Here is a 13,805-nt window from a genome sequence, read left to right as displayed (position 1 = left end):
ATGACCATCGCCATCCCTGACGAAACGGACATCGACCGGCCGATCTTCGATCCAGACGCGTTCCGGCTCACGGATCAGGAAGCCGAACTGACGCGTCTTGCGCGCCGTGTCGGACGGTCGAAGTTCGCGCCGCGTGCGGAGATGTACGATCGCGAAGCGACCTTCCCGACGGAAAACTACCGCGACATGCATGAGGCGGGGTTGCTGGGCGTCTGCGTGCCGAAGGAGAACGGCGGACACGGCGCGCCGTTTCGCGCCTACATGATGACGGCGGCCGAGATCGGGCGTTATTGCGGCGCGACCGCGCTGACCTGGAACATGCATGTGTGTTCGTGCCTTTGGACCGGCGCGCTGACAGACGATCTGGAGATGAGTGCGGCCCAGCGCGAGCTGCATCTGGAGCGGCGGGCGCGCCACTACGCACGCATTCTCGACGAGGGCGCGATCTACTCGCAGCCGTTCTCCGAAGGCGGCGCGGCGGCGGCCGGCGCGGTGCCCTTTTCCACCAGCGCGAAGCGGGTCGACGGCGGCTGGCTGATCAACGGCAAGAAGATCTTCGCCTCGCTGTCGGGCCACGCGGATTATTACGGCATTCTCTGCGGTGAGATGAAGGAGGGCGAAAGGCCCTCGCGCCGCGACACGATGTACATCGCCGTGCCGGCGCGATCCGAGGGCATCGAGGTCGTCGGCGACTGGGATCCGCTTGGCATGCGCGGCACGGTTTCGCGCACGCTGATCTTCAAGGACGTCTTCGTGCCGGACCACGAGCAGCTCATGCCGCGCGGCGTCTATTATCAGGCGGCAAGCCGCTGGCCGCACATGTTCATGACGCTGTCGCCGACCTACATGGGCATCGCCCAGGCCGCCTGCGACTTCACGATCAAGTACCTGCGCGGCGAATGGCCGGGCCTGCCTCCGGTCAAGCGGCGGATGTTCCCGACCAAGCAGATCGGCGTTGCCCAGATGCAGCTCATGCTGGAGCAGACCAAGGCGCTGTGGTTCCAGGCGATCACGGAAGCCGGCCCCGATCCCTCGCGCGAGCAGCTGATGCGCGCCTGGGCGGCGCATTACACGGTGATGGAAAATGCCAACGAGATCTGCCAGCTTGCCGTGCGGACTTGCGGGGGACAGTCGATGCTGAAGACGCTGCCGCTCGAGCGGCTTTACCGCGACAGCCGCTGCGGAGCGCTGATGTTGCCCTGGACGGCGGAGATCTGTCTCGACAGAATTGGTCGCGAAAGCCTGTATCTGCCGGGAGAGACCGACGCGTGACCTCCATCGACAGCTGGATCGAAGCGCATGCCCGTTTCACCCCCGACAAGCCGGCGGTGCTGTTCGACGGCATGGTGCTGAGCTATCGCGAGATGGCGCGGGCGGTCGCGACCGTCGCCGGTCTGCTGCGCGATCGCCATGGCGTGCGCCGGGGAGACCGGGTCGCCTATCTCGGCACCAATGCTCCGGACACGCTGGTGCTGCTGTTTGCCGCGGCGCGCCTCGGCGCGATCCTGGTGCCCCTCAACTGGCGGCTGGCGCCGCCCGAGTTGCTGCATGCGGTGGCCGACAGCGGGGCGCGCCTGCTGATCCACCAGCCGGCCTTTTCGCAGGTCCTGGAGGCGATGGCGGCGGAAGGCCCGCTCCCCGAATGTGTCAGCGCCGATCCCGGTGAGGGCGGTGTCATCCGCATGGCTGCCGGGGACACGCCGATCCGGCACGAGGCGAGCGAGGGAACGGCCAGGGATGCGCTGCTTCTGGTCTATACATCGGGCACGACCGGCCGTCCCAAGGGGGCGGTGCTGACGCAGGCGGCGGTTCAGGCCAATGCGCTCAACGCCATCCACATGCAGGGCCTGACCAGCGCCGACACGGTGCTGACGGTGTTGCCGTTGTTTCACGTCGGCGGCTTGAACATCCAGACCACGCCGGCGCTTTATGTCGGCGCGAGCGTCATCTTGCATGCCCGGTTTCATCCCGAGGATGTGCTGAAAAGCCTTGCCGCCGACCGGCCGAGCGCCACCGTGCTGGTCCCGGCCACGCTGGCGGCGGTCCTGGCGCACCCCGGCTGGTCCGCTGCGGACCTGTCGAGCCTGCGGCTGGTGGCCACCGGTTCCTCGGATGTGCCGCGCGAGCTGATGCGCGGCTTCGTCGATCGCGGCGTGCCGGTGCTTCAGGTCTACGGTGCGACGGAGACCGGCCCGGTCTCGATCTACCAGCGCCTCGACGACGCGGCGGAGGAGTTCGGCGCCATCGGACGCGCCGGCCTGCACACATCCGCCCGCATCATGCTCGACGGGCGCGAGGCCGAGGTCGGCGAGGTCGGCGAGATCGAGCTCAAGGGACCGAATGTCACCGCCGGCTACTGGAACCGGCCGGAAGCGACGCACGAGAGTTTCCATGCCGGCTGGTTCCGCACCGGCGATCTCGCCGAGGCGGATGCGGCGGGTGTCTACTGGTTCCGCGACCGGCTGAAGAACGTCATCATCTCGGGCGGCGAGAACATCTATCCGGCGGAAATCGAACGGATCCTTCACGGTTTCCCGCAGGTGCGCGAAGCTGCCGTCGTCGGCGTTGCCGATGCGCAATGGGGCGAAACCCCGGTTGCGGTCGTGGTTCCGGTGTCGGAGGGGGGATGCGATCAGGCCACCCTGCTCCCGCAGTTCGCCGGGCGCCTGGCGCGCTACAAGCATCCGAAAGCCGTGGTTTGCGTACCGGCACTGCCGCGCAATGCGCTGGGCAAGATCCAGCTGGATAAGGTCCGCAAAATGGCGGAGGATGCCCTGGAGGACAGGACTGCAAGCAATAAAGCCTGACAAATCGGGCGAGCAGAGGGGATTGAACATGAAGAAATTTTTCGGGGTGCTGGCGAGTGTTGCCGCCATCGGGGCGGCCGTCGCGACAGCCCTGCCGGCCTCGGCGGAAACCACCTTGCGCGTTTCCAACTGGCTGCCGCCGTCGCATCCGATCGTGCGCGACATCCTGACCCCATGGGGCGAGCAGGTGAGCGAGGCGACCGACGGCCGGGTCACGGTCGAGATCATGACCTCGCCCATCGGCAAGCCGCCGGCCCAGTTCGACCTGGTCCGCTCGGGGGCCGCCGATGTCGGCTACGGCGTGCACGGCTACACGCCGGGCCGGTTCAAGCTGACGCCGATTGTCGAGGGACCGTTCCTCTCCGACAGTGCCGAAGCGCTTTCGGTTGCCTATTGGCGCGTACAGGAGGCCATGCTCGACACGGCCGACGAACACAATGGCGTCAAGCTGTTGACTGTCTTCACCCACGGGCCGGGCATGATCTACACCACCGATACCCCGGTCGCCTCGGTCGCCGATCTCTCCGGCCTGAAGATGCGGATCGGCGGCGGCATCGTCGCCAAGATTGCCGACCGGCTCGGCATGGTCGGCGTGCAGGCCCCTTCGCCGCAGGTCTATGAAATTCTCGCCAATGGCGTTGCCGACGGCATCCTGTTTCCGGCCGAATCCGTGCCTTTCTTCCGTATCGACGAAGTCGTGCGCAACGGCGTTTCCGTGCCGGGCGGCCTCTATAACACCTCGTTCTTCGTGGTCATGAACCGCCGGACCTGGGACGGGCTGTCGGAGGAAGACAAGGCGGCGATCGACAGCGTCTCCGGTGAAGCGATGGCCCGGCTCGCGGGCCAGGCATGGGATGCGGCGGATGCGGCCGGAACCGAGGTGATGACCGACAAGGGCGTCGCCCTCTCGCAGGCCGATGCGGCCATGACCGCCGCGCTCGAGGAGAAGCTGGCCGGCATCGAGCAGGGCTTCATCGATGCGGCTGCCAAGAGCGACATCGACGGTGCGGCCGCGCTCGAGATGCTCAGGGCCGAGATCGCCAAAGCGCAATGACGGCACCGAGGTTCGGCGAAAACGGGGGCGGCGGCATGCGCCGCCTCGTCGGGGCGGCGGGCCTTTTGCTGCGCCTTGTCGCCTCGCTCCTGCTGTTGACGATGATGGTCGTGACCTTCGTCGATGTGTTGGGGCGCGAGCTTTTCTCCGCGCCGCTGGCCGGGGCCTATGAACTCACCGAGGTGCTGCTGGCCCTGGTGATCTTCGTCGGCCTGCCGATCGCGACCGCGCGGCGCGAGCATGTGTCGGTCGATCTTTTGACCGCGCGCCTGCCCGGCCCGGTGCGGCGCGGGTTCGCCGTCGGCGCGGCCGCGGTCACCGCCGTGGTGCTGTCGGTGCTTGCCTGGCGTCTCTTCGTGAGCGCGGGCGATTTCATGGCTTATGGCGACGCGACCGTCTATCTCGGCATCCCGCTCGGCCCGGTTGCGGGCACGATGGCTGCCTTCACCGCCATCGCTGCCGTGGTTGCCCTCGTCGTTGTCTTCCGGCGCGACTGACCGCCGGACTGTCCGGTCCGGCTGCACGCCAGCGTCTTCCGTCCCTGTCGCGCCGCTTTGTCGTGCGCATCCAACTGGAAGCTGTCTCCATGGAAACCTGGTTGCCCGGCCTCCTGATCCTCGTCGTGGTGATGTTCGCGGGCGTGCCCATCGCCATGGCGATGGCCGCCGTGGGCGGTCTCGGCCTCGCCGCGATGCTCGGCATCGGCCCGGCGCTCGCGATCGTCGGCCAGACGACCTTCGACACCGGTCTGTCCTATTCGCTGTCGGTGGTACCGCTCTTCGTCCTGATGGGCAATCTGGTGACGCGCGCGGGGCTCTCGGATGAACTCTACGCTGCCTGCCATGCCTGGCTCGGGCATCGCCGGGGCGGGCTGGCGATGGCGACGGCGGTTGCCTGCGGCGGCTTTTCCGCCGTGTGCGGCTCGTCGCTCGCCACCGCCGCGACCATGGGCAAGGTGGCGCTGCCGCAGATGCGCCGCTACCGCTACGACGACGGTCTGGCGAGCGGCGTGATCGCCGCAGGCGGCACGCTCGGCATTCTCATTCCGCCGAGCGTCATTCTGGTTCTTTACGGGGTTACGGCGCAGCAGGACATCGCGCGGCTGTTCATCGCCGGTATCGTGCCGGGGATCCTCGGCGTCCTGGGCTACATGGCGGCGGTGCGCATCACCTGCTGGCGCAATCCGGCCGCCGGGCCGCCGGCCGAGCGCATGCCCTATGCCGCCCGGTTCAGGGCGCTGCGGGGGGTGGCCGGGATCGTCGGCCTGTTCGTCCTGGTGATCGGGGGGATCTACACGGGCGCCTTCACCGCAACCGAGGCGGCCGGCATCGGCGCCAGCGGTGCCTTCGTCATCGCCCTCGCCCGCGGCCGGCTGACCCTGCGCGGCCTGCTGGAAACGCTCGCCGATACCGCCGCGACGACGACGATGATGTTCATGGTGCTGATCGGCGCGCTGATCTTTTCCAATTTCGTCAACATCGCGGGCCTGCCGTCGGCGCTCTCCGGGTTCGCGCGTGCCTCGGAGCTGCCGGCCCCCGTCATCCTGGCCGCGGTCCTGCTCGTCTATCTCTGCCTCGGCATGGTGCTGGAAAGCCTGTCCATGGTGCTCCTGACCGTGCCCATTTTCGCGCCCGTGATGGCCGCGCTCGGGTATGACCTCGTCTGGTTCGGCATCGTCGTCGTGGTGGTGACCGAGATCAGCCTGATCACACCGCCGGTGGGACTGAATGTCTTCGTGCTGAAGTCGGTTCTCCCGGATGTGAAGCTCTCGACGATCTTTCGCGGAATCCTGCCGTTCGTGGCGGCGGATATCGTGCGGCTGGCGCTGATCGTCCTGATCCCGGGGCTGGTGCTTTTCCTGCCTGACCTGATGCGCTAGCGACCCGGCTCAAGAACGGGAAGGACAGGTGAGCCCGTTAACGGATCTTCTCGCGATTCTGGCAAAATTCCGGATGCGAACGCAGTTCGCGACAGTCTGGGGAGCGTTGGATATGACCAATATTTACCATGGCGCAGGGTCAGCTGTGTTTGTTTATTCGAATTAACCGAATCCTCGTCTTTGCCGACCCAAATACGGTTACAACAAAAACGTAACCGAATTCCGACGAGGTCCACTGTGCAAACCCTCGCAAGTATCAAGGCTCTCAGCCTTGCCGCAACTCCCGACGATCGGCGCGGTCTGGTCCTGGCAATCACCCAGGCCTTCGACGCCGTGCAAAAGACGCCCAGCGACGACGAGAACGCGCTTTTTTGCGAGGTGGTCGGACGTATCCTCGACCAGTTGACGGAGTCCGTGCGCGCCGAATTGGCGCAGAAGCTGGCGCCGATGGAGCGAACGCCGGAAGCCCTTGCCTTCAAGATGGCCAGCGACGAGTCCATCGCGGTCGCCCGGCCGGTGCTCGAACAGTCGACGAAACTCACCGATGCGCAACTCGTCGAGATCGCGGAAAATCGCGACGACGCCTATCGCATGGCGATTGCCAAGCGCGAGAGCGTGTCTGAGGCGGTGACGGAGGTGATCGTCGAGAAGAGCGGTCGCGAGGTTCTCCAGGCAATTTCCGGAAACGAGGGCGCTGCCTTTTCGCAAAAGGGCGTCGAGGTGTTGCTTGAACGCGGGGGCGAGGACTCCACCGTCCAGCAGAACCTCCTGGCACGCTCGCGCGACGACGGAAGCATGGCCGGCAAGATCCGCAATGCCCTCACCGAAGGCCTGCGCAAGAAGCTCGGCGATTTCGTGACGCAGTTGCCGGCGGATGAAATGGAACATGCCGTCGAGATTGCCCAGCAGGCCTATATGGCCGAAAAAGGGGTGGCCCGGCGCGCGCGCATGGCGCGCAAGCTGATGCTCGACGAGATCAACGCCGGCAAGATGCAGGTGGACGAGGCGGTCACGCATCTGGCCCGTGAGAAGCGGATCGACGATCTCGGCTGGCTCGCCGCCCAGATCCTTCAGATCCCGGTAGCGATCGCGCAAGGGGCCTTCAATGCGCTCGCCGTCGACACCGCCGTCATTCTCGGCCGGGCGCTGGGCGTGAGCGAGGCGACATTTCGGTTGGTCGCCACCGCGCGCCGTCAGGCGCTGTCGCTTGCCGATGACACCGTGGACGCCGCCGTTCGGGAGTTCTCCGCCCTCAGCCAGATGGAGGCAAGCCGCGCCGTCCGCCTCCTGAAGATGCGCTGAACGCCGGCCCTTGCGAACGATCCGACCTTGACCCGAACGGGGGTTCTGCGCCATTGAAGGACGCGGAGCCGCCTTGTCTGGCGAACCGCCCGTTGTCCGCCTCGAGACGACCGCGGTTCGAGGGAAAGGCGGAGCATCAGGGATCTTTCAGCGGCAGGGCCTTTTTCGAATGTCGAATGCCGATACATGCGGACACGAAGTCGCCGGGCGGACGATGCCCTGGCGCCGCGTCATCATGTGCGACCGTCGGCGCCTGCCGTCGCGTTTCCATGCCCGGCTGAGCGCCGCCATCGGACTGGACGATCTGGGCTGACACGGCCCCGAGTTCGCCGCGCGCCGACGCGCCGGCCCCCCGCAAGTTTTTCAAGGAGAGACGGATGAGCACGTCGAGAACCCTCTACGACAAGATCTGGGACGACCACCTCGTCGACACGCAGGAAGACGGTACGAGCCTGCTCTACATCGACCGCCACCTGGTGCACGAAGTCACCAGTCCGCAGGCCTTCGAGGGGCTGCGCATGACCGGTCGCCAGGTGCGCCAGCCCGGCAAGACGCTGGCCGTTGTCGACCACAATGTGCCGACCACGGACCGCAGCCATGGCATCGACGATCCGGAATCGGCGCTGCAGGTCGACACGCTCGCCAAGAATGCCGGCGCTTTCGGCATCGAGTATTACAGCGAGACGGACAACCGTCAGGGTATCGTGCATATCGTCGGCCCCGAGCAGGGCTTTACCCTGCCCGGCATGACCATCGTGTGCGGCGACAGTCATACGTCCACCCACGGCGCATTCGGCGCGCTGGCGCATGGCATCGGCACTTCGGAGGTCGAGCATGTGCTCGCCACCCAGACGCTGATCCAGAAGAAAGCCAAGAACATGCGGGTCACCGTCGACGGCGAATTGCCGGACGGCGTGACGGCCAAGGATATCATTCTCGCCATCATCGGCGAGATCGGCACCGCCGGCGGCACAGGCCATGTGATCGAATACGCGGGCGATGCCATTCGCGCGCTTTCGATCGAGGGCCGCATGACCGTCTGCAACATGTCGATCGAGGCGGGCGCGCGCGCCGGCCTGATCGCGCCGGACGAGAAGACCTTCGCCTATATCAAGGACCGTCCCAAGGCGCCCAAGGGCGCCGCGTGGGATCAGGCGGTGGCCTACTGGAAGACGCTGTTCACCGACGAGGGCGCGCATTTCGACAAGGAAATCCGTCTCGATGCGGCCAACCTTCCGCCGATCGTCACCTGGGGGTCCAGCCCCGAGGATGTCGTGTCGGTGACCGGCAGCGTGCCGGACCCCGAAGAGATCGCGGAGGAGAACCGCAAGTCCTCCAAGAAACGCGCGCTGCAGTACATGGGCCTGGAAGCGGGAACGCCGATCACGGACATCACGCTCGACCGTGTGTTCATCGGTTCCTGCACCAACGGGCGCATCGAGGATCTGCGCGCCGCCGCCGAGGTGGTGCGCGGCCACAAGGTCGCGGACACCGTCAGCGCGATGGTGGTTCCCGGATCCGGTCTGGTGAAGGCGCAGGCGGAGGCTGAAGGCCTTGATGCGATCTTCAAGGACGCCGGCTTTGAATGGCGCGAACCGGGCTGTTCGATGTGTCTTGCCATGAACGCCGACAAGCTGGCGCCGGGCGAGCGCTGTGCCTCCACCTCGAACCGCAACTTCGAGGGCCGTCAGGGCTTCAAGGGCCGCACGCACCTCGTGTCGCCGACGATGGCGGCGGCTGCGGCCATCGCCGGTCACTTCGTCGACATCCGCGACTGGCCGAAAGCCTGACGCAAGGGCAAAAAAACCACGCGCGACCCAACGTCGCGCGTGGTTATGCGCTTCACAAGACTGTCACTGTCGCTCTACACTATGCCGGCATCGGGACGCGCCGAGGCGCTGTTCCCGTTCCTGAACGGCACGAGGAGCGAAGGTGTGAATGTCGCTATCTCTCCAGGGGCGCATCCGGCCCTTGTTTTGAATGCGGACTACCGGCCACTTGCCTATTATCCGCTGTCGCTCTGGGGGTGGCAGGACGCGGTGAAAGCCGTGTTTCTCGATCGGGTGAACATTGTCTCCGAGTATGATGTTTCCGTTCGAAGTCCGAGCAGCGAATTCCGGCTTCCCAGCGTTGTTTCCCTGAAAAGCTACATCAAGCCAAACCGCTATCCCGCCTTTACCCGTTTCAATGTTTTTCTGCGCGACCGGTTCCAGTGCCAGTATTGCGGCGCCCGCGAGGAACTGACCTTCGACCATCTCGTGCCCCGCTCCAGCGGCGGCCAGACCACCTGGCAGAACGTGATAACGGCCTGTTCGCCCTGCAATCTGCGCAAGGCCAACAAGTCCTGCAAGGACATCGGCATGTGGCCGTTCCACATGCCGTTTGCGCCGAGCGTGCAGGACCTGCACAACAACGGCCGTCAGTTTCCGCCGAACTACCTCCACGACAGCTGGCTCGACTTTCTTTACTGGGACACCGAACTGGAACCGTGACCGGCGACCCGCCCGGCTTTCTCCAGTCGGGTTAAGGGTTTGTTAATTCTGCAGGCAAAATGCCCACTGCCTGTACAGCGGTGTTAACAAGGCCAAAGTCTTTTCGCGCGCATTGTCACCGCAAAAGGACGCCGGACGACGGCGCCGCTGGAGTGCGTGAGATGACAGGCTGGAAGTTCAACGCGAACATCGCGCGTGTGTGCGCGTTCGCCGAAGACCGCGCGGGCGCGATCCTGCCGCTTTTTGCGATCGTGCTGGTGTTCGTGATCGTGGCCGCCGGGGCGGGGATCGATTTTGCCCGGGCCGTCAACCAGCGCCAGTCGCTGTCGCGCGGCCTCGACGCGGCGATGCTGGCGGTGGCCCGCGAACTGTCGATCCGCAACATGTCGGAAGGCGAGATCCGGTCGTTCCTCGACGAGAATTACGCGGCCTATTTCGGTGCCAACGGCGAGGGTTCCAGCGTCGCCGGCGCGACCGTGACGATCGAGGAGCCGCAGATCAACACGCAGACCCGCCAGATTGCGGTGGCGGCAAGCGCGAGCGTTCCCACCTTCTTCATCAGCCTGGGGGGGCTTGGACCGGAAAAGCTCGACGTGTCGGTCGCCGCGCAGGCGATCTATCCCAAGAGCGTCGAGGCCGCGTTGGTGCTCGATGTGACCGGATCGATGGCCGGTTCGAAGATCCGCGCGTTGCGCGATGCCGCCGAGGCCTTTGTGAACACGCTGGTGCCGCCCGATTCCGCCGATGACAACGAGAAGGTCCGCATCGCCGTCATTCCCTATGCCTCGGGGGTGAATATCGGCACGACGCGGGCGACCAAGGCGACGGGTGGATGGAACAAGTCGCGCAAGTCGTTCGAATATTGCGTTTCGGAACGCACCGGCGCGCAGGCCTATACGGATGACAGCTATACAACGGCGGTGGTCGGACCGGGGTCGGTGCGCGCCGGCTACAAGAAGGGAAGCTATTTCGACGAGCGGAAAATACTGGAACGTCGCAGCATGATCTGTCCGGATGCGGAACTGGTCCCGCTTTCGCTCGACCCGGGATCCAAGGCGAAAAACGGCAGCATCCTGAATACGATCGACAAGCTCCGGGCCAGCGGGCAGACCGTGGGACAATCCGGCATCGCCTGGGGCTGGTACACATTGTCGAGCAACTGGTCCGGCCTGTGGCCGGCGAGTGCGCGACCGGCGCCCTATTCCGACGAGCGTGTGCTGAAATACATGCTGTTGATGACCGACGGAGCGTTCAACACATACTTCACGCCGCTGCGCTTCAAGAGAAAGAATTACGATTGGCTCATGCGAGGAAGCACCCCGGAATCCACCAACCGCGCGATCCGGCTGTGCAAGGAGGTCAAGGACAGCGGCATCAAGATCATCACCGTCGGGTTTCAGATCGGCGGCAATTCGAATGCCAAGAAGGTCATGGAACAATGTGCCTCGACGCCGTCGGACTATTATCTCGCCGATGACGACGACGAGCTGATCGAGCGTTTTTCGGCCATCGCCAACCAGATCAAGACGACCTATCTCGCGCGCTGAGCGGACGGCTGCGTCGGGTCGCCAGACTGCAGAACGCCGGGGCCTTGCGGTCCCGGCGTTTGTCGTTCGTTTCGACGTGGTCCGTCAGCCGGCGTCAGGCCGGACGGTTCTGCCGGTTTTCGATCAGGTCGTCGACCACGGCCGGATCGGCCAGCGTCGAGGTGTCGCCCAGGTTTTCGAAGCTGTCCTCGGCGATCTTGCGCAGGATGCGGCGCATGATCTTGCCCGAGCGGGTCTTGGGCAGGCCCGGCGCGAACTGGATCAGGTCCGGCGAGGCGATCGGGCCGATTTCATTGCGCACCCAGGTCCGCAGCTCCTTGGCCAGTTCGGCGCTCGGCTCCTCGCCGGCCATCAGCGTCACATAGACGTAGATGCCCTGCCCCTTGAGATCGTGCGGATAGCCGACCACGGCGGCCTCGGAGACCTTGGGATGGGCGACGAGCGCGGATTCCACTTCCGCCGTGCCCATGCGGTGGCCCGAGACGTTGATGACGTCGTCGACGCGGCCGGTGATCCAGTAGTAGCCGTCGGCGTCGCGGCGGCAGCCGTCACCGGTGAAATACATCCCCTTGTAGGCAGAGAAATAGGTCTGCACGAAGCGCTCGTGGTCGCCGTAGACCGTGCGCATCTGGCCCGGCCAGCTGTCGAGCAGCACGAGATTGCCTTCCGTGGCGCCCTCCAGGATCTTGCCTTCCGCGTCGACCAGCGCCGGCTGGACGCCGAAGAAGGGCCGGGTCGCGGAACCGGGCTTGAGGTCGGTGGCGCCCGGTAGCGGCGTGATCAGGATGCCGCCGGTTTCCGTCTGCCACCAGGTGTCGACGATCGGGCAGCGACCGTCGCCCACCACATCGTAGTACCACTGCCAGGCTTCCGGATTGATCGGCTCGCCGACGGACCCCAGAATACGCAGCGACTTGCGCGAGGTCTTGGTGACATGGTCGGGACCCGCTCCCATCAGCGAGCGGATCGCGGTCGGCGCGGTGTAGAAGATCGACACCTTGTGCTTGTCGACCACCTCCCAGAAACGGGCCGGCGAGGGATAGGTCGGCACGCCTTCGAACATCAGCGTGGTGGCGCCATTGGCGAGCGGTCCGTAGACGATATAGGAGTGGCCGGTCACCCAGCCCACATCAGCCGTGCACCAGTAGACGTCGTCGTCCTTGCAGTCGAAGACATACTCATGCGTCATCGAGGCGTAGGCGAGATAGCCGCCGGAGGTGTGCAGCACGCCCTTGGGCTGACCGGTCGAGCCGGAGGTGTAGAGGATGAACAGCGGATCTTCCGCGTTCATTTCCACCGGTTCGCAATGGTCCGACACGCGGTCGGCTTCCTCGTGATACCAGACGTCGCGGCCGTCCTTCATGGAGACGTCGCCGCCGGTGCGCCTGACGACGACGACCTTGTCGACGTCCAGACCCTCGACCGCCTTGTCGACATTGGCCTTGAGCGCAACCTTGCGACCGCCGCGCAGGCCCTCGTCGGCGGTGATTACCACCTTGGATTTGCAGCCGGTGATGCGCTGGGCGAGGCTGTCGGGCGAAAAGCCGCCGAAGACGATGGAATGCACCGCGCCGACGCGGGCGCAGGCAAGCATCGCATAGGCCGCTTCCGGGATCATCGGCAGGTAGAGGGTGACGCGGTCGCCCTTCTTCACGCCCATGGCATGCAGCACGTTGGCGAATTTGTTCACCTCGTGGTGCAGTTCCTTGTAGGTGATGATCTTGTGTTCGGACGGATCGTCGCCTTCCCAGATGATCGCCGGCTTGTCGCCGCGCGTCGCCACATGACGGTCGACGCAGTTGGCGGACACGTTGAGCGTGCCGTCCTCGAACCATTTGATCGATACGTTGTGCGGATCGAAGGAGGTGTTCTTGACCTTGGTATAGGGCTTGATCCAGTCGATGCGCTTGCCGTGTTGGGCCCAGAAGGCTTCCGGGTCGGCGACCGAGGCCTCATACATTTCCTGGTACCTGGCGTTGTCGACAAGCGCCGTGGCGGCGATGTCCGCCGGAACCGGATAGAGATTTTCGGACATACGGACCCTCCCAAAATGTCATGTGCCCCGCACGTTCGCGGGTGCGGTGCTTGCGAATGCCGCGCATTATGGGGATGAGGGGCCGGGCCGTCCACTGGGCAGCCGTCGTTCTTTCGTAGGCTTGGGATTATCCCATAAGTCTTTGGTCCGAAAAGCCCCCCGAAGGACGATCAACCGACCGCGCCGATGACCGCGCCCTGAACGAGGAGAACCGCCAGCCAGTGGCCGCCGTCGATCAGGGTGAGAGACCAGGGACGCCCCTGATACCGGTGGTTGACGATCAGGCTGGTGGCGATCAGTCCGACCCAGACGAGGGCGGCCGAAAGCAGGCCGTTGGACACCGTCACAGGACCTGCGTGATAGATAAGGCCGGCGAAGACGAAGGCCATCAGCAGCTGGCAGAAGAAGGTGCCGGCGAAGAGCAGCGCGGAGGGGCGGGTCTGTTCCTTGGTCAGTCCGGCCGCGCGCATCCATGGCGTGCCGAGCGCGCCGTACCAGGCCGCGCCGGCGACGAAGGAGGCGATGGCTGCCGCCAGCACCGCAAGCAGATTGATCCCGTCCAGCATCATCGCGCATGTCTCCCGTCGGCCGTTTGCGTGCAAACCTATAGCGCAATCCGTTCGCCGGGGAAGGTCGCAGTCATTGTCAGTCGCCTTTTCCCTGTGGGCGAGGCCGCCGTGCGCCGGCAT

The 13,805-nt window shown here is 65.2% G+C and carries 12 protein-coding genes; 10 read left to right on the top strand and 2 right to left on the bottom strand.

The features are described 5' to 3' along the window. From G572_RS0108305 to G572_RS0108260, 10 genes are all read left to right on the top strand, one after another. Positions 1 to 1,272, top strand: a complete 1,272-nt coding sequence (locus G572_RS0108305; protein ID WP_037546254.1) for an acyl-CoA dehydrogenase family protein — start codon at positions 1 to 3, stop codon at positions 1,270 to 1,272. After that, positions 1,269 to 2,807, top strand: a complete 1,539-nt coding sequence (locus G572_RS23115) for a class I adenylate-forming enzyme family protein (protein WP_245566183.1) — start codon at positions 1,269 to 1,271, stop codon at positions 2,805 to 2,807. Before G572_RS0108305 ends, G572_RS23115 begins: the two co-directional genes overlap by 4 nt. A 28-nt stretch (positions 2,808 to 2,835) precedes the next feature. After that, on the top strand, positions 2,836 to 3,861 hold the full coding sequence (locus tag G572_RS0108295) for a TRAP transporter substrate-binding protein (RefSeq protein WP_029058065.1): 1,026 nt from the start codon (positions 2,836 to 2,838) through the stop codon (positions 3,859 to 3,861). After that, a complete protein-coding gene (locus tag G572_RS23110) occupies positions 3,858 to 4,358 on the top strand; it encodes a TRAP transporter small permease (protein ID WP_051242020.1) in 501 nt (166 codons plus the stop codon). Before G572_RS0108295 ends, G572_RS23110 begins: the two co-directional genes overlap by 4 nt. Positions 4,359 to 4,447: 89 nt before the next feature. Then, positions 4,448 to 5,740 carry a TRAP transporter large permease gene (locus G572_RS0108285; protein WP_029058064.1) on the top strand — a complete coding sequence of 431 codons (1,293 nt, stop codon included), beginning with the start codon at positions 4,448 to 4,450 and terminating at the stop codon, positions 5,738 to 5,740. A gap of 237 nt (positions 5,741 to 5,977) precedes the next feature. Continuing rightward, complete coding sequence (locus G572_RS0108280; RefSeq protein ID WP_029058063.1) at positions 5,978 to 7,042, top strand: DUF2336 domain-containing protein; 1,065 nt, start codon at positions 5,978 to 5,980, stop codon at positions 7,040 to 7,042. Positions 7,043 to 7,211: 169 nt separating this feature from the next. Next, complete coding sequence (locus G572_RS26210) at positions 7,212 to 7,355, top strand: hypothetical protein (RefSeq protein ID WP_156884522.1); 144 nt, start codon at positions 7,212 to 7,214, stop codon at positions 7,353 to 7,355. A gap of 64 nt (positions 7,356 to 7,419) precedes the next feature. Then, positions 7,420 to 8,832 carry a 3-isopropylmalate dehydratase large subunit gene (gene leuC / locus G572_RS0108270; protein WP_029058062.1) on the top strand — a complete coding sequence of 471 codons (1,413 nt, stop codon included), beginning with the start codon at positions 7,420 to 7,422 and terminating at the stop codon, positions 8,830 to 8,832. A 144-nt stretch (positions 8,833 to 8,976) separates the two neighbouring features. Beyond that, complete coding sequence (locus G572_RS0108265; protein WP_029058061.1) at positions 8,977 to 9,534, top strand: HNH endonuclease; 558 nt, start codon at positions 8,977 to 8,979, stop codon at positions 9,532 to 9,534. A gap of 161 nt (positions 9,535 to 9,695) precedes the next feature. Beyond that, the gene (locus G572_RS0108260; RefSeq protein ID WP_029058060.1) at positions 9,696 to 11,081 is read left to right on the top strand and encodes a TadE/TadG family type IV pilus assembly protein; all 1,386 of its coding nucleotides are present in this window, start codon (positions 9,696 to 9,698) and stop codon (positions 11,079 to 11,081) included. A gap of 94 nt (positions 11,082 to 11,175) precedes the next feature. Here G572_RS0108260 and acs read toward each other — a convergent pair whose 3' ends face one another. Next, positions 11,176 to 13,116, bottom strand: a complete 1,941-nt coding sequence (acs, locus tag G572_RS0108255; protein WP_029058059.1) for an acetate--CoA ligase — start codon at positions 13,114 to 13,116, stop codon at positions 11,176 to 11,178. A gap of 170 nt (positions 13,117 to 13,286) precedes the next feature. Beyond that, positions 13,287 to 13,685 (bottom strand): DUF1761 domain-containing protein, encoded by a 399-nt coding sequence (locus G572_RS0108250; RefSeq protein WP_029058058.1) that lies wholly within the window; start codon positions 13,683 to 13,685, stop codon positions 13,287 to 13,289. Positions 13,686 to 13,805 lie beyond the last annotated feature (120 nt).

It is taken from the genome of Stappia stellulata DSM 5886, from assembly GCF_000423705.1.
GTDB lineage: Bacteria > Pseudomonadota > Alphaproteobacteria > Rhizobiales > Stappiaceae > Stappia > Stappia stellulata.
Note: the sequence above shows the minus strand (reverse complement) of the source record. Positions and strands in the feature narration are given on the sequence as shown.